This window comes from Methylorubrum pseudosasae, assembly GCF_029504475.1.
Classification (GTDB): domain Bacteria; phylum Pseudomonadota; class Alphaproteobacteria; order Rhizobiales; family Beijerinckiaceae; genus Methylobacterium; species Methylobacterium extorquens.
On the sequence record NZ_JAQGDU010000002.1, the window covers coordinates 2284255 to 2300132 of the forward strand.

The 15878-nt window shown below is 69.8% G+C and carries 13 protein-coding genes; 7 read left to right on the forward strand and 6 right to left on the reverse strand.

Annotation, left to right across the window (positions count from 1 at the left end):
• Positions 1-24: 24 nt before the first annotated feature.
• A complete protein-coding gene (locus M2437_RS11650) occupies positions 25-921 on the forward strand; it encodes a phytoene/squalene synthase family protein (protein ID WP_003601301.1) in 897 nt (298 codons plus the stop codon).
• Positions 922-987: 66 nt separating this feature from the next.
• Here M2437_RS11650 and M2437_RS11655 read toward each other — a convergent pair whose 3' ends face one another.
• Positions 988-1911, reverse strand: coding sequence for a manganese catalase family protein (locus M2437_RS11655; RefSeq protein WP_003601302.1), 924 nt, complete (start codon positions 1909-1911; stop codon positions 988-990).
• 372 nt (positions 1912-2283) lie between these two features.
• Between M2437_RS11655 and M2437_RS11660 the strand changes: the two genes are divergently transcribed.
• Entirely contained in the window at positions 2284-4023 is a 1740-nt protein-coding gene (locus M2437_RS11660; protein ID WP_003601303.1) for an L-lactate permease, read from the forward strand.
• Between the two features lie 71 nt (positions 4024-4094).
• Here the strand turns inward: M2437_RS11660 and M2437_RS11665 are convergent, their stop codons facing one another.
• The gene (locus M2437_RS11665) at positions 4095-4562 is read right to left on the reverse strand and encodes a DUF983 domain-containing protein (RefSeq protein ID WP_253387491.1); all 468 of its coding nucleotides are present in this window, start codon (positions 4560-4562) and stop codon (positions 4095-4097) included.
• A 174-nt stretch (positions 4563-4736) separates the two neighbouring features.
• Between M2437_RS11665 and M2437_RS11670 the strand changes: the two genes are divergently transcribed.
• Together M2437_RS11670 and M2437_RS11675 are read left to right on the forward strand one after the other, a co-directional pair.
• A complete protein-coding gene (locus M2437_RS11670; protein WP_253387492.1) occupies positions 4737-5267 on the forward strand; it encodes a GNAT family N-acetyltransferase in 531 nt (176 codons plus the stop codon).
• Between the two features lie 122 nt (positions 5268-5389).
• A complete protein-coding gene (locus tag M2437_RS11675; protein WP_012255340.1) occupies positions 5390-6124 on the forward strand; it encodes a response regulator in 735 nt (244 codons plus the stop codon).
• Between the two features lie 12 nt (positions 6125-6136).
• Here the strand turns inward: M2437_RS11675 and M2437_RS11680 are convergent, their stop codons facing one another.
• Positions 6137-7024 carry a DMT family transporter gene (locus M2437_RS11680; RefSeq protein WP_253387493.1) on the reverse strand — a complete coding sequence of 296 codons (888 nt, stop codon included), beginning with the start codon at positions 7022-7024 and terminating at the stop codon, positions 6137-6139.
• Positions 7025-7145: 121 nt separating this feature from the next.
• Between M2437_RS11680 and M2437_RS11685 the strand changes: the two genes are divergently transcribed.
• Positions 7146-8561: an aminotransferase-like domain-containing protein gene (locus M2437_RS11685; protein WP_253387494.1), complete on the forward strand. Its 1416-nt coding sequence runs from the start codon at positions 7146-7148 to the stop codon at positions 8559-8561.
• Between the two features lie 115 nt (positions 8562-8676).
• Here the strand turns inward: M2437_RS11685 and M2437_RS11690 are convergent, their stop codons facing one another.
• Both M2437_RS11690 and M2437_RS11695 read right to left on the reverse strand, forming a co-directional pair.
• Entirely contained in the window at positions 8677-11088 is a 2412-nt protein-coding gene (locus M2437_RS11690; protein WP_499006737.1) for a hybrid sensor histidine kinase/response regulator, read from the reverse strand.
• A gap of 83 nt (positions 11089-11171) precedes the next feature.
• Positions 11172-12533: a pentapeptide repeat-containing protein gene (locus M2437_RS11695; protein WP_253387496.1), complete on the reverse strand. Its 1362-nt coding sequence runs from the start codon at positions 12531-12533 to the stop codon at positions 11172-11174.
• Between the two features lie 172 nt (positions 12534-12705).
• On the opposite strand from M2437_RS11695, the gene M2437_RS11700 reads away from it, so the two are divergent.
• Together M2437_RS11700 and M2437_RS11705 are read left to right on the forward strand one after the other, a co-directional pair.
• The gene (locus tag M2437_RS11700) at positions 12706-13080 is read left to right on the forward strand and encodes a response regulator (RefSeq protein ID WP_003601316.1); all 375 of its coding nucleotides are present in this window, start codon (positions 12706-12708) and stop codon (positions 13078-13080) included.
• A 228-nt stretch (positions 13081-13308) separates the two neighbouring features.
• A complete protein-coding gene (locus tag M2437_RS11705; protein WP_015952386.1) occupies positions 13309-15267 on the forward strand; it encodes an AI-2E family transporter in 1959 nt (652 codons plus the stop codon).
• A gap of 21 nt (positions 15268-15288) precedes the next feature.
• On the opposite strand, the gene M2437_RS11710 is transcribed toward M2437_RS11705, so the two are convergent.
• Positions 15289-15735, reverse strand: a complete 447-nt coding sequence (locus M2437_RS11710) for a DMT family transporter (RefSeq protein WP_253387497.1) — start codon at positions 15733-15735, stop codon at positions 15289-15291.
• Between the last annotated feature and the right edge of the window lie 143 nt (positions 15736-15878).

The window sequence follows — 15878 nt, forward strand, 5'->3', positions numbered from 1 at the left end:
CGAACGCCGCGTGAGCCCCGCTCCATGACGCGCCCCGAGACCCGAACCGAGACGAGCCCGGAGGCCGGCAACGGCGGACTCGCCTTCGCCTTCCGGCATTGCGAGGAACTGGTGCGCGAGAGCGACCCGGACCGCTACTTCGCGGCCCTGTTCGCGCCCGCCGCCTTCCGGCCGCACCTCTTCGCGCTCTCCGCTTTCAGCCTGACCATCGCCCGCGTCCGCGAGGCGGCCTCGAACCCGATGGCGGGGGAGATCCGCCTGCAATGGTGGCGCGACGCGCTCCAGGGGGAGGCGCGGGGCGACGTCCGGGCCAATCCCGTCGCCGCGGCCCTGGACGATGCGATCGTCACGCGCCGCCTCGGGCGCCAACCCTTCGTCGACCTGATTGATGCCCGCGTCTTCGACCTCTACGACGATCCGATGCCGCGGGTGAACGATCTGGAGGGCTATTGCGGCGAGACCGCCTCGGCGCTGATCCGCCTTTCCGGGCTGGTGCTCGCCGATGGGGCCGAGCCCGGTGGCGCGGCGGCCGCCGGCCATGCGGGCGTCGCCTACGGGATCACCGGCCTGTTGCGGGCCTTGCCGTGGCACGCGCGTCAGGGCCAGGTCTACCTACCCGGCGACCTGCTGCGCCAGAATGGGGTCACGCGCGAGGACATCGTCTCGGGCCGCGGCGGGCCGGGCCTCGTGCGCACCTGCGCCGAATTGCGGGCGCTGGCACGGCGCCACCTCGCCGCCTACGAGGCGGCCCGCGGCACCATCGCTCCGGCGGCCCGTCCCGCCTTCCTGCCGACCGCGCTGGTCGAGCCCTATCTCGCGGCGATGGAGCGGGCCGGCTACGATCCGCTCAACAGCGTGATCGAGATCCCCCGCTGGCGCCGCCTGTGGCGGCTGTGGCGCGCGGCGCGCACGGGGCGATAGAGACGCGTTTCATACGCTTATGGAGGCTCCTCCCCGCGAAGGGGAGGAGGTCGATGGGGCGGGGCGTCAACGCGCCTTCTTCGTCAGCTTCTGGGCGATCTCGAACATCTCCTCGGGCGCATAATCGGGCGCGAAGGCCGAGGGGATGCCGGTGAGCTGGTGGATCTTGCCGCCGTCGGGCATACCCTCCACGATCTCCAGCTCGCCCGGCGGGTCACCCGGCAGGGCATGCTCGCTGCTGTTCCAGATCCCGGCGATGTCGCGGTAATCGTTCGGGCTCCAGGTGTAGAGCCGGCGATGCGACCCTTCCTGCAGGTACTTCTGGCACTCGGGGATCTTGTCGAGGTTGATGTTCGGGGTCGGCAGGAACTTGTCGAGATCGACGCCGGTGATCTGCTTCAGCGCCAGGGCGTAGGCGTGGGCGTGGACCGAGCCGCGCACCAGCAGATAGCCGCAGACCTCACGGCCGGTCGGGTCGGACAGGGTCTCGTAGACCCGCAGCTTGTGCAGCCGTGCGCCGCATTCGAGGTGGAAGTTGTGCAGGAGATCGACGACGACATTGCCCGTCGAGGTGATGAAGTCGTTGTTCCACGAGGCGCCGTTGCTGTTGATCGGCGCCGAACCACCCCCGTTCGACAGGAAGGCGGCGGCAAGCCGGATGTCCTTCATGTCCTCGAACGGCGCGCCCGAAATGTCGCCCCCGTCCGTCTCGTCGCCGTCGTTGTCGGGCCCGTTGTTGAGCATGGCCACGCCGTTGCTCACGAGTTCCACATGGCCGAGTTCCTCCGCCGTGATGCTGGAGACGAGGCTGTAGAACGGCTTGAGCTTGTCCTTGCTGCGGAAATTGAAGCTCTGGAACATGTAGTTCCCGAGCGTGGACATCTCGCCGTATTTGCCGCCCAGCAACTCCTGCAGCGCGGCAGCCGCGTTGGGGTCCTTCCGTTTCGGTGCGGGAAGCTCGGCTTGTAGCTTGTCGACGCGCATGAACATGGGAGGAAGCCTCTCGCTGCTGCCGGTCACCACCGGAACGTGCGCCGCAGAAAGCCCCGAGCATCGTCACAGCCAGGATCGGCCCGATGGTCGGAGGTTCGGTCGGGCACTGGGTGTGCGGTCGGAACCGCGCGATGAAGGGCTCTGTTCCCGGCCCCACGCATCGGTTGCAGGTTTAACGCCGGGCCGCTCCGGCCCCCGGACCTGCCATGCGCCGCGGCGTCGCGGTGCGCAAAAGCGTCACCAAGAAAACATCTGTCGATCGTGGGATTGAATACATGATGCCTTGCGTTGAGCGGGCCCAGCGGCTCTGCTAGCACCCTGTGCCAGAAGGTCCCGGCGGAAGATCGGGGCCTGGGAGGAGCAAGGCCCGTGACACCCTGGAATCAGGTCTACGATCCATTCGGGAGCCAATGGCTCTCGACCTTCATGGCGTCGCTGCCGGTGATCGCCCTGCTCGGCATGATCGCGAGCGGCAAGATCAAGGTGCACATCGCCGCCATCCTCGCCCTCGTCGTCGCCTTCCTCGTGGCGGTGGTGGCCTTCGGCATGCCAACCGACCTCGCCGTCCGGGCGACCCTCCTCGGCGTCGTCACGGGCATGTTCCCGATCGGCTGGATCATCCTCAACGTCATCTTCCTCTACCGGCTGACGGTGGAGAAGGGCTGGTTCGCGATCCTCCAGCAATCGGTGGCCGGCATCACCGAGGACCGGCGCATCCAGCTCCTGCTGGTCGCCTTCGCCTTCGGCGCCTTCTTCGAGGGCGCGGGCGGCTTCGGCACCCCGGTGGCCGTCACCGGCGCCATCCTGATCGGGCTCGGCTTCTCGCCGCTGGCCGCCTCCGGCCTCTCGCTCATCGCCAACACCGCCCCCGTCGCCTACGGCGCACTCGGCGCGCCGGTGCAGGGTCTGGCCTCGGTGACGGGCTACGACCCCTACATCCTCGGCGCGATGATCGGCCGTCAGCTGCCGTTCTTCTCCGTGATCGTGCCGTTCTGGCTGATCTGGGTGTTCGCGGGCTTCCGCGGCATGATCGCGATCTGGCCGCCGATCGCCGTCTGCGGCATCTCGTTCGCCGCGGCGCAGTTCCTGATCTCGAACTACATCAACCCCTGGATCGTCGATATCGGCGCCTCGCTGGTCTCGATGGCCGCCCTCGTCGCCTTCCTGAAGGTGTGGCGTCCGGCCCAGCTGTGGACCTCGCCCGCCCTGCGCGGCCACGACCCGTCGGTCGGCTACGGTGAGCCGCGTCCGGCCTCCCTCGGCGCGGGCGTCCCCGGTGATCTGCCCAAGGTGCATGTCGGCGGCCGCACCGCCTCGTCGAGCGAGATCTTCATGGCCTGGGTGCCGTGGATCATCCTCTCGATCATCGTGGCGATCTGGGGCACCGGCTGGTTCAAGGGCATCGTCAACCCGATCTTCTCGTGGAAGTACGAGGTGCCGGGCCTGCACAACATGATCATGAAGGTGCCCCCGGTGGAGGCCGCGCCGAAGGCCGAGGCCGCGATCTTCAACTTCACCTACATGTCCTACACCGGCACGGGCGTGCTGTTCGCCGCGATCATCTCCGGCATCATCATGCGGTTCTCGCCGGTCCGCCTCGTCACGGCGTATTTCGAAACGATCTGGGTGCTGCGCTACTCGCTCATCACCATCGCCGCGATGCTCGCCCTCGGCGTGCTCACCCGCTACGCCGGCGTCGACGCCACGCTCGGCCTCGCCTTCGCCGGCACGGGCATCCTCTACCCGTTCTTCGGCACGCTGCTGGGCTGGCTCGGTGTCGCGCTCACGGGTTCGGACACGGCCTCGAACGTGCTGTTCGGCGGCCTGCAGCGGATCACCTCCGAGCAACTCGGACTGTCGGGCATCCTCATGGCCTCGGCGAACTCGTCGGGCGGCGTGATGGGCAAGATGATCGACGCCCAGTCGATCGTCGTGGCCTCGACGGCGACGGGCTATTTCGGCCAGGAGAGCAAGATCCTGCGCTTCGTGTTCTGGCACTCGATCGTGCTGGCCTGCCTCGTCGGCGGCCTCGTGATGCTCCAGGCCTACGTCTACCCGTTCACCGAGATGGTGATCCACCCGGCCGCGACGGCACCCGCCGCGCACTGACCGGCCGGTTCGACGGCACGCAAACGAAGCCCGCCCCGAGCGATCGGGGCGGGCTTTTTCGTGGGTCTGAACTAGCGTGGGCTGTGCGTATCCGGCTTTGCGACCTCGACCGGCGCCGGCCGGGCGAGCCGGCCCTCCTCGGCGCGGTGAACGTATTGGCTCGCCACCAGCCAGCCCTTGAAGAAGCGCAAGGGGAGGGTGCAGGCGATCAGCACCACGGGCAGGGTCAGGGCGAAGTGGAGCCAGACCGGCGGGTCGTAGGTCAGTTCCAGCCACAGGCCGAAGGCGACGGCGGGGATCGCCGTGGTCATCATCACGAAGAAGGCGGGTCCGTCCGCGGGATCGGCAAAGGAGAAGTCGAGGCCGCAGGAATCACAGCGTGGGGCGATGGTCAGAAACCCCTTGAACAGGTGGCCCCGGCCGCAGCGCGGGCAGGCGCTGCGCGCCGCCACGGAGAGCGGCGCCTGGGGCTCGTACCGGGTCTCGGTCGGAATCGCGTCACGGGTGTCGGTCGGAATCGCGTCACGGGTGTCGGTCATCACGGTCTCCTGGCGAGGCAACCAAAGCCCGCTGCGATGGTTCGCCAGCGCCCCGCAGGCCACCCATGCGGGACCGGATGGATTTTTTCGAGCCGAGATTTTTCCAACGATCCTGGATTAAATGGCGGCGACAGAACGTTAATGGTCTCACGCGCGCCACAGCATGCCGCAAACATGTTCCTCCGCCGGATCCGCCGCGACAGCCTGAGCGACCTGCCCGGTCTCGAGACCGGGCGGCTGACGATCGCGCCGCTCAGTGCCGGAGACGCGCGGGCCGTGCACGCGCTCACGGACGATCCGGCGATCACCGGCGCGGTCGATTTTCTCGCCACCCCCTTCACCCTGGCGGACGCCGAGGCGTTGATCGCCTCGGGCCGGCATGGGCGCGACCGCTTCCTCGGCGCCTGGAGCCGCGAGCCCGCCGCCCCGCTCGTCGGCGTCGTCGGCACCCATCTGCGGGGGGAGGGCGCGGTCGAGATCGGCTACTGGATCGGCGGGGCCGCCCGCGGCCGCGGCTTCGGGACGGAGGCGGTCTCCGCCATCGTCAGCCTGCTGCGCCGCCGCTTTCCCCGCCGGGCGATCGTGGCCGAATGCCGGCCCGGCAACGTCGCCTCCTGGGGCCTGCTGCACAAGATCGGCTTCCGCGAGACCGGCTCAGAGGGGCACCGCCCCGGCCGCCGCCAGCTCGTCCTTGAAGGCGTCTGACCCCGCAAGCCGTACACGGGCCCGTCGGGCGGGATGGACCAAAGACCGGGAAGCGGCGGATCTCGAATCGGCTTAAGATCGCGAATGGGCCCTCGCCGGCCAGTGCCGGCGCGCCGGAAGACATGATCGCGATGACGGCCAGCGCACAATCGGATATCGGCGGCCACTCCGACGAGGCGGCTCCCCTGGCAGGCGGACAGGCTCTGCGCCTCCTGATCGTCGACGATCACCCCCTGTTCCGCGAGGCGCTCGCGAGCGCCATCGCGCTCGCCTTCCCCGAGGCCGTTTTGCACGAGGCGGACGGCATCGGCACGGCCTGCGAGATCCTGGGCCGGAACCCCGCCATCGACCTGACGCTGCTCGACCTTTCGATGCAGGGCGTGACCGGGTTCGAGGGACTCACCGCGATCCGCACGCGCTTTCCCCGCGTGCCGATCCTGATCGTCTCCGGCGTCACCGATCCGCGCATCATGCACGAGGCCGTGCGGCACGGTGCGGCCGGCTTCGTGCCGAAGGCCGTCGACAAGGCAACCCTGACCCGGGCGATCTCCGAGGTCCTCGGCGGCGCCCTGTTCATGCCGCCCGATCTCGCCGCCGCCCCGGCCCCGGCGCGGGGCGGCGATAAGGCGCCGATCGCGGAGCGGGTCGCCCGCCTGACCCCGCAGCAGATGCGGGTGCTCGGCATGATCCGCCAGGGCAAACTCAACAAGCAGATCGCCTACGAGCTGCAGGTCGGCGACTCGACGGTGAAGGCCCACGTCTCCGAGATCCTGCGCAAGCTCGAAGTCATCAGCCGCACGCAGATCGTGATCGAGACGGCCTATGTCGATTTCGATCAGGCGGGCGGGGGGTTCTGAGCGGGATCACCTTCAGGCGAACCGTTTCGCCGCGACGACGCACAGCACCACCCCGGCGGCGACCGCGACCATCGCCCCCTCGACCGGCTCGCCCAGCAGAAGGCCGGCGAGCGCGAGCCCGAAGAAGGGCTGGAGCAGTTGCAGTTGCCCGACCCCGGCGATGCCGCCGAGCGCCAGCCCGCGATACCAGAACACGAAGCCGACCAGCATGCTGAAGACCGAGACGTAGCCGAGCCCGGCCCAGGCCGGCAGGCCGATCCCGGCCCATGAATCCGGCAGGGTGGCGAGCGCCAGAACGGCCATGGCGGGCGCGGCCAGAACGAGCGCCCAGGCGATGACCTGCCAGCCGCCGAGCCGGCGCGACAGGCGGGCGCCCTCGGCATAGCCGAGACCGCAGAGCAGGATCGCCCCCAGCATCAGCCCGTCGCCCGTCAGGTCGGCGCCGTCGCTGCGCGCCAGGGCGAAGCCCGCCACCAGCACGCTGCCCACGCCCGAGAACAGCCAGAAGGCGGGGTTCGGCCTGTCATCGGCCCCCAGCAAACCGAACAGGGCGGTGGCGAGCGGCAGCAGGCCGATGAAGACGATGGAGCGGGCCGAGGTGATGTGCCGGAGCACCAGCGCCGTGAGCAGGGGAAAGCCGACCACCACGCCGAGGGCCACCACGGCGAGCGGCATGAGATCGCCCCGCGCCGGCCGCTTCTGCCGCAGCAGAGCCAGGAGCGCGCCTCCGAGCCCGGCGGCGATCACCGCGCGCGAGGCGGTGAGGAAGAGCGGCGTGAAACCGCCTACCGCCACCCGCGTCGCCGGCAGCGAGCCGCTGAAGATGAGCACGCCGAGGAGGCCGTGGCCCCACCCGTGCCAGGTCTTTCCAACCGAATTGTTCGTGTGATGTTCAGGCATCGTTCGTCTCGAAGGGCGATGCGAGGTTAGAGCCTGAACCCTAGCGGCGACAGAAACAGTACCCTACAGTTCAAACCGAACTGTATGGCATATTGCACCCGTATGCTTGAGCGACCGCGACATGACGGATGAAACCGTGGGCCGTACGGCGGCGGTGATGACGGCGATCCGCACCAAACTCGCCGCCCGGGCGCTGAGCCCGGGCGAGAAGCTGCCCTCGATCCGCCGCTTCGCCACGACCATGGGCGTCTCGCCCTCGACCGTGGTCGAAGCCTATGACCGGCTCGCGGCGGAAGGGCTGATCCGGGCGCGGCCGGGCTCCGGCTTCTTCGTCTCGGGGGCGGTCTCGCCGCTGGCGCTCACCGAGGCGGAGCCGCAGCGCGAGCGGGCAATCGATCCGCTCTGGGTCTCGCGCCAGTCGCTCGATGCCGGACCGGAGATGCTCAAGCCGGGCTGCGGCTGGCTTCCGGCGGAATGGATGCCGAACGCGGCGATCCGCCGGGCCGTGCGCGGCCTCGCGCAGGCCGGGGATGCGGTGCTGACGGATTACGGCGTCACCCGCGGCGCGCTGTCTCTGCGGCGTCACCTCGTGCGCCGGATGGCGGGGGAGGGGATCGAATTCGGCGCGGATCAGCTGCTGCTCACCGCCTCGGGCACGCAGGCCATCGACCTGATCGGCCGCTTCCTCCTGCGGCCCGGCGACACGGTGATCGTGGACGATCCCTGCTACTTCAACTTCCAGGCTCTACTGCGCGTCCACGCGGTCCGGATCATCGGGGTGCCCTACACGCCGACGGGGCCCGACCTCGCGGCCTTCGCCGCGGCGCTCGCCGAGCATCGCCCGCGCCTCTACGTCACCAATTCGGCACTCCACAATCCGACCGGCGCGACGCTCTCGCCGCAGAATGCCCACCGGCTCCTGACGCTCGCGGCAGCGCATGACCTCACCATCGTCGAGGACGACATCTTCGCCGACCTGGAGCCCGAACCCTCACCCCGGCTCGCCGCCCTCGACGGCTTGAACCGCGTCATCCGTATCGGCAGCTTCTCGAAGACGCTGTCGGCCTCGATCCGCTGCGGCTTCATCGCCGCGCGCCCCGACTGGATCGAGGCCCTGGTCGATCTCCAGGTGGCGACGAGCTTCGGCGGCCCGAGCCCGGTTGCCGCCGAGCTGATCGCCGGCACGCTCGCCGACGGCAGCTACCGCAAGCATCTGGAAGCCCTGCGCCGCCGCCTGTCGCGGGCGCGCCGGGAGGCCACCGCCCGGCTCGGTTCGCTCGGCATCACGCCCTGCATCGTGCCGCGCGGCGGCTTCACCCTGTGGTGCCGCCTGCCCGACGGGCAGGACGCGGCGGCTCTCGCCCGCACCGGCTTGACGGAGGGTCTGGTGCTGGCCCCCGGCAACGTCTTCAGCGTCTCGCAGACGGCCGGCAGCTTCATGCGCTTCAACGTGGCGCAGATGACCGATCCGCGGGTCTATAACGGGCTGGCGCGGGCGATGGAGGCAGCGAAGATCTCACCCGCATCCTCACCCTGAGTTGCCGCAAAGCGGCCTCAGACGGTCTTCCAGTACCCGGTGTGATCCCTGGAAGCCCCTTCGAGGCCTGCGCTTGGCTCCGGCACCTCTGGGTGACGGCGCTGGCTGGGATGACCTACGGCGACAGTTTGTCGATCAAACTCTGGATCTTGCCCGGCAGCGGCGTGCCGTCCTGGTGGCTGTAGAGGTCGCGCAATTGCCGGCCGATCTCGGAGAGGCTCATCGTGCCCTTGACGATGAGCCGGTCGGCCTGCCGGCCGAGGCTCTCCTTCTCTTCGCTCGTGATCTCCTTGGCGGTGAGCACCACCACGGGGATGCTGTCGCCGTCGGGGCGGCCGCGGAGCGCCCGCAGGAAGGCGAAGCCGTCCATCACCGGCATCATCAGGTCGAGCAGGATCAGGCTCGGGCGGACTTGATCCAGGCTCTCCAGGGCGGCGGCGCCGTTCTCGGCCTCGCGCACCTGCCAGCCGTCGCGCTGGAGCGTGCGCCGCACCCGCTCGCGGGCATCGGCGTCGTCATCGACCACGAGCACGCTGCCCTCGCGGTCGACGGGGCGGTAGCGCTCCATCGCATCCTTGAGCGCTCCCCAATCGATCGGCTTGACCATGTAGTCGGTGGCGCCGAGCACGTGGGCAAGGCTGAACTCGTTGACCACGCTGGTGATGATGACCGGCGTCTCGGCAATCTCGGGATCGGTGCGGATCGCGTGCAGCACCGCCCAGCCGTCCATGCGCGGCATCTCGATGTCGAGCAGGATCGCCCGCGGCTTCAGCGCCCGGGCCAATGTCAGCCCGGCCCGCCCGTCATTGGCGGTGCGCACGCGGAACCCCTCGCGTTCGAGGAAGCGCTGGAGCAGATCGCGGGCGGCCGGGTCGTCATCGACGAGCAGAACCACGTCGTGCAGATGCGCCTCGCCCTCGGTGATCTCCTGAACGCGGGCGGCGACGCTTTCCGCCTCGACCTCTTCCTCGTGGGCGGCGAGTTCGGCCGGCAGGCGGATCGTGAAGGTCGCGCCCGCGCCGAAGGTGCTCTCGACGCCGATCGTGCCGCCCATCCGCTCGACGAAGGCGCGGGTGATGGCGAGCCCGAGGCCGGTTCCGCCGAACTGGCGCGTGGTCGATTCATCCGCCTGGGAGAAGCGCTCGAACAGCCGGCCGATCTGCTCTTGCGTCAGGCCGATGCCGGTATCCGAGACGGAAAAGCTCAGCCAGTCGGCCCCGTCCTCCCGCAGGCGCCGCACACCGAGGATGATCTCGCCATCCTCCGAGAACTTCGCCGCGTTGCCGATCAGGTTGATCAGCGACTGGCGCAGCTTCAGCTGGTCCTGATGCATGGCGCCCAGATCCCCCTCGAAATCGAGGCGGAAGCGGTTGCGCTTCTTCGTGATCAGGCTCTGCGTGGCCGCCGTGACATCCTCGATCAAGGACACGACATCGAAGGTTTCCGCCGCCAGGGTCAGGCGACCGGCCTCGATCTTGGAGATGTCGAGCACGTCGTTGATGAGGCCGAGCAGGTGGCGGGCCGACGACTCGATCTTGCGCAGGTCCGGCAGCAGCTCGGCCTGGCCCAAATCCTCCAGCTCCTCGCCGAGCATCTCGGAATAGCCGATCACCGCCGAGAGCGGCGTGCGCAACTCGTGGCTCATATTGGCCAGGAACTGGCTCTTGGCGAGGTTGGCAGCCTCCGCCGCGGCGCGGGCGTGCTCGATCGCGGCCTCGGCCTCCTTGCGGGCGGTGATGTCGATGTTGAGCCCGACCCATTCACGGATGGAGCCGTCCTCGGCGAGCACCGGCACGCCGCGCACCTCCATGTCGCGCCAGACCTCGTCGTGGCGGCGCAGGCGGTACTCGACCTCGAACACGGTCACCCGTTCGACGCATTCGGCCCAGACCTCGGCGACCCGCGCCCGGTCGTCGGGATGGATCGCGTCGATCCAGCCCCAGCCCTGATAGGCCTCGTCGCTCTGGCCGGTATAGGCGGCCCAGCTCGGCTGAGGCGGCATCAGCTCCCCTTGCGCGGTCGTGCTCCAGATGACGGCGGCCGAAGCATCCACCAGCGCGCGGAAGCGCTGCTCGGAATGGCCCAAAGCGTCCTGCGCGAGCCGCGTCTCGGTGACGTCGGTGTTGGTGCCGTACCAGCGCAGGACGGTGCCCTCCGCATTGCGGACCGGCTCGGCCATCGACAGGAACCAGCGGTAGCGGCCGTCCTTGCCGCGCAGGGGGAAGGTGTCCTGCCACGACTCGCCCGCCGCGATGCAGCTGGCGAAGCGCTCCGCGGCGCGCTCGAGATGGTCCGGGTGGTGCAGCTTGCGCCAGCCATGGTCGGCCATCTCGGCGGGCGTCGTGCCGGTGTAGTCGTACCAGCGGCGATTGTACCAGACGAGGGTGCCGTCGGCCTCGGCGATCCAGGCGAGTTGCGGCAAGGCGTCGGCGAGATTGCGGAAATCGGCCATGGTCGGCCCGGTTTCCGGCACCTTCCCGTCCTGTACGGTCACGGTGATGTCTCCCGTCAGCTTCGTCGGCATCATGGCTTCGTCGGCGTCGCAGCCGCGTCGTCACGGTTTGCATCCGCCCGGTGTGGCCGGCTTTTCCGCGGATGCGAAATCAAAAGTCAGCGGCGGAGGCGGTTGCCGAGGACGAAGCCGAACAACCCCATCAGCACGATCCCCGCCGCCCCCTGCAACCCGACCAGCAGGTTGGTGACGCGGCCCAGCGGCTTCACCCCAATCTCGGGTGGGTTGGCGGTCATCATGTTGAGCGCGCTGTAGCTCACGAGATCGAGCGGGTTGTAGGTCGGCGCGTTCTCGCCCTCGTGGAAGAGCCCGCCCGTCGCCCCATAGGCCCCGGCGAACAGGAAGATCCCGACGAGGAAGGCGCGGGCGATCCGCGACAAGCTCTCGCCGTAGTCGCACAGCCACTCGACGAAGCGGTCGGCGATCCAGCGGTAACCGGAGCTCAGCGTTCCCCGCACATCGCGGGCGAAAAAGGCCTCGCGGGCCCGCACGCCGGCATGGCGGCGGCCCATGCGGCGCCCGCGCTTGTAGGCCCAGCTCGCGCCCTCGGGGCTGCCGATGCTCTGAAGGTTGCGCTCGAGCGCGAGATAGCTCGCCTGCGCCGCCTCGTACTCGCCCGCCGCCTCCTCGCCGACCATCCCGCCGATCTGCTCGACGGAGAGCCGCACGCCTTCCAGCCACGCGCCGGCAAAGCGCGCGCGGTGCAGCTTGCACGTCGTGAGGTCAAGCCGCACGAGGCTGGTGCGGGAGAAGTCGGCCCCCGACAGGTCCGCCCCGTCGAGGTGGGCCCCGGAGAAGTTGGCGCCGCGCAGCCGCGAGCCGACGAGCCGCGCCTTCTTCAGGCTCGCGCCCTCGAAATCCGCGCCGGTGAGATTGCAGTCGGAGAGGTTGGCCTCGTCGAGCCGGGCTTTTCGGAACACGGAATCGTCGGCATCCGCCCCGGTGAAGTCGGTGCCCCACAGGTCGGCCCTCTCGAAGCGGGCGCCGTCGAGCAAAGCCTTGTCGAGCCGGGCAAAGCGCATGGTGGCGTCGGAGAAGTCGGCATCCTCCAGCATCGCCTCGCGGAAGGAGGCCTGCCCGCCGGCAATTCCGGTAAAGCGCGCGCCGCTGAGGTCGGCGCCGGCAAAGTCCGCTTCCTCCAGGCAGGCATTCGCGAAGCCGGCCGAGCGCGCGAGGGCTCCGGCGAGCGAGGCGCGACGCAGGTTGGCGTCGGAAAAGTCGGTCATCTCCAGCCGGGCGTCGGCGAGGTCGGCGCCGGCGAGGTCGAGCCCGCCCCCGCCCTCCATCCACCAGCGCGGCGGCGACGTCGGATCGATGTGACCGTTCAGCGCGGCGCGCGACAGGGTGAGTCCGGCCAGGTCGTCGCGCCCGGCGATCGAGAACGGCACCTCGTCGTCCGAGAGACGCGCGAGCAGCGCTGCGACGCGCGGATCATCGCCCTCCGCATCGCCCTGTCGCACCGCAAACGCCTCGCATGATCCCGCCGCCAAGCCCCATAGCCGGCCCGGCCCGAGCGACACAAGGCGAGGGGCCGTGGGAGGGACGCGGTTTTGCAAATGATCCTATGCTACCGCAACGGCTTTCCGTGCGTTGTGTGGCCACAGCGCGTGCGGCGCGAGAAGGGGTTCAGGCGTGTCGGGCAAAATCCTGCTGGTGGAAGATCACGAGGAGATCTGGGATTTCCTGTCCCGCCGGCTCAAGCGCCGCGGCTACGAGGTCGTGCTCGCTCATGACGGCGAGGCGGGCGTGCAGCAGGCCCGCGCCGCCCAGCCCGACGTGATCCTGCTCGACATGAACCTGCCGATCCTCGACGGCTGGTCGACCGCCCGCGCCCTGAAGGCCGCGACCGATACCCGCGCCATCCCGATCATCGCGCTGACCGCCCACGCCATGTCGGGCGACCGCGACAAGGCGATCCAGGCCGGCTGCGACGACTATCACCCCAAACCGATCGATTTCCCCAAACTGCTCACCCAGATCGGCACGGCGATCGGGGCGGGGGATTGAGGGAGCGGACTATCCATCGCTGATCCCACCCTCATCCTCATCCTGAGGTGCCCGCGGCAGCGGGCCTCGAAGGATCGTCCAGAGATCGCGTGGCTGGCTGGAAGATCCTTCGAGGCCGCTGCGCGGCACCTCAGGATGAGGGGGGATGAAGGGGACCACCTGTTGGCTGCCGGGGACAGGCCGCTTTCTTCTCTCGACGCCTGACGAGTCCGCCATCATGAGGCTTCCATGACCACCGATCCGGTCACCACGCGGCTCCTGCGGCAGGCGCTGCCGGTGGTGACGACGCTCGCCTCGATGCTGCTGGTCGTGACGCTCGCGGGCGCGCTGTATTTCGGCCGCGACATCCTCGTGCCGGTGGCGCTCGCCATCCTGCTGAGCTTCGTCCTCGTGCCCGCCGTGCGGGCCCTGCGGCGCGTCCGCGTGCCGCGGGTGGCGGCGGTGCTGCTGGTGGTGGTGCTCGCCTTCGGCCTGCTCGGCGCGATCGGCAGCCTGATCGCCCGCGAGGCGGCGCAGCTCGCGACCGATCTGCCGCGCTACTCGCTGACCCTGCGCGACAAGATCACGGCCCTGCGCGCCGCCACCGCCGAGCGCGGAAGCCTGTCGGACACCTTCTCCGGCTTCTTCGACATGGCCGAGGAGATTGGCAAGGAGTTGCAGCCGCCCGCTGCCAAGACCGAGTCCGAGACCAACGCGCCGCTCGGCACGGCGGAGCGGCCGATGCAGGTCGAGATCCACGCTCCCCGCACCGGGCTGCTGACGACGCTTGGCAGCGTGGCGGGCGGGGTGCTGCACCCGCTGGCGACGCTCGGCCTGATCCTGCTGTTCACGATCTTCATCCTGCTCCAGCGCGAGGATCTGCGAAACCGCGCGATCCGGTTGGCGGGATCGAGCGATCTGCGCCGCACCACCGCGGCGATCGACGACGCCACGAGCCGGCTCAGCCGGTTCTTCGTGGCGCAGCTCATCCTCAACGTTGCCTTCGGCCTCGTGATCGGCGTGGGCCTGTGGTTCATCGGCGTGCCGAGCCCGATCCTGTTCGGGGTCATCGCCGGCATCTCGCGCTTCGTGCCCTATGTCGGCGCGGTGCTCTCGGCGGCGCTGCCGCTCGCCATCGCCGTGGCCGTCGATCCCGGCTGGTCGATGGCGATCCAAGTCGCGATCCTGTTCGTCGTGATCGAGCCGATCGCCGGCCACGTGGTCGAACCGCTGCTCTACGGGCACTCGACCGGCATCTCGCCGATTGCGGTGATCCTCGCGGCGACGATCTGGACCTTCCTGTGGGGGCCGATCGGCCTCCTGCTCGCCACCCCGCTGACCGTCTGCCTCGTAGTGCTCGGCCGCCATGTCGAGCGGCTGTGGTTCCTCGACGTGATCCTCGGCGACCGCCCGGCGCTCGGCCCCCAGGAGATCTTCTACCAGCGCATGCTGGCGGGCGATCCGGCCGAGGCCGTCGATCAGGGGCGGCTGTTCCTGAAGGAGCGGGCGCTCGTGACCTACTACGACGAGGTCGTGCTTCCGGGCCTGCGCATGGCCCAGGAAGATGCGGCGCGCGGCATGCTCGACCGGGAGCGGCAGGGCGAGGTCGGCGCCGGCTTCCGCACGGTGGTCGAGGCGCTGGGGCTGGCGCGCAAGCGCGGCATGCCGCGGCGCTCGCGCAAGCCCATCGGGGCCGAGGCCGAGGCCGCCTTCGCCGCGGTGGGGCCGGACCGGCACACCGCCGGCATCGTGCTCGGCCCGGACGACTTGGCTTCGGCCTGGCGCGGCGAGGCGCCGGTCCTGTGCGTGCCGAGCGGGGGCGCCTTCGACGAGGCCGCGACGCTGATGCTCGCTCAGACGCTCTCCCGCCACGGGCTCGGAGCGCGGGTGGCGCCGGGCGACGCGTTGCGGAACGGTCTGCCCGAGGGCGAGCGCCCGGCGATGATCTGCTTCTCCTATCTCGACCCGATCAGCCTGTCGCAGATCCGCCTGACCATCCGTCGCGCCCGCAAGGCCGCGCCGGGAGTGACGATCCTCGTCGGCTTCTGGCGCGAGCGCGACCCGGCCTCCCTCGGCCGCCTGCGCCGGGCGATCTCCGCCGACCTGCTCGTGACCTCGCTGAGCGACGCCCTCGACGCCGCACTGGCGCGGGCGCGGGCCGGGACAGCCGCTCCGGCCTCGCCCCGGCTTCGGCAGGCGGCGGAGTAGGGCTAAGCCGGGCGAACCCCGTCAGGACAGGGCCACCAGGGCGACGCCCGCGATCATCAGCGCCCCACCGAGAAGGCGCGTGACGCTCGCGGGATGGACGGTGAAGCCTTCGAGCCCGAAATGGTCGAGCGTGATCGAGGTGACGACGCCCGCGGTCACGAGAAGGCCGAGGAAGGCCGCCGCGCCGATCCGCTGCGCGACGAAGAGCTGGGCCAGGATGACGCCGGCGCCGAGCGCACCACCGAACCAAGCCCAGATCGGCGTCTGACCGGCTTGCTGAAGGCTCGGCAGGTGCAGCCGCCCGGTCGCGAGGCCGATGCCGAGCATGGTGACGGTGCCGACCAGCATCGAGACGAGCCCGGCCGCGAAGGGCTGCTCGCCGAAGGATTTGGCGAGCTGCGTGCTTTGGCCGGGCTGCACGGCCGTGGCGATGCCGGCGAGCAGGGCAATGCCGTAGAGGACGATCATCGTTTCGGGTTCCTGCGGCGCGCCGCGATGAGGGGTCCGGATCCCGCGCGATCCCTGGACGATTCTTCGAAGCCTCCGTTGAAGGCTGCCTGCTGACGGGGGTGCGCGGGAAACCGGGGCCCGCCCGCGCCGTTCCGTGGCGC

Coding starts and splice junctions, on each gene's coding strand:
- M2437_RS11650 (WP_003601301.1), top strand. CDS start 25: ATGACGCGCCCCGAGACCCGAACCGAGACGAGCCCGGAGGCCGGCAAC.
- M2437_RS11655 (WP_003601302.1), bottom strand. CDS start 1,911: ATGTTCATGCGCGTCGACAAGCTACAAGCCGAGCTTCCCGCACCGAAA.
- M2437_RS11665 (WP_253387491.1), bottom strand. CDS start 4,562: ATGACCGACACCCGTGACGCGATTCCGACCGACACCCGTGACGCGATT.
- M2437_RS11670 (WP_253387492.1), top strand. CDS start 4,737: ATGTTCCTCCGCCGGATCCGCCGCGACAGCCTGAGCGACCTGCCCGGT.
- M2437_RS11675 (WP_012255340.1), top strand. CDS start 5,390: ATGATCGCGATGACGGCCAGCGCACAATCGGATATCGGCGGCCACTCC.
- M2437_RS11680 (WP_253387493.1), bottom strand. CDS start 7,024: ATGCCTGAACATCACACGAACAATTCGGTTGGAAAGACCTGGCACGGG.
- M2437_RS11685 (WP_253387494.1), top strand. CDS start 7,146: ATGACGGATGAAACCGTGGGCCGTACGGCGGCGGTGATGACGGCGATC.
- M2437_RS11690 (WP_499006737.1), bottom strand. CDS start 11,088: ATGATGCCGACGAAGCTGACGGGAGACATCACCGTGACCGTACAGGAC.
- M2437_RS11705 (WP_015952386.1), top strand. CDS start 13,309: ATGACCACCGATCCGGTCACCACGCGGCTCCTGCGGCAGGCGCTGCCG.
- M2437_RS11710 (WP_253387497.1), bottom strand. CDS start 15,735: ATGATCGTCCTCTACGGCATTGCCCTGCTCGCCGGCATCGCCACGGCC.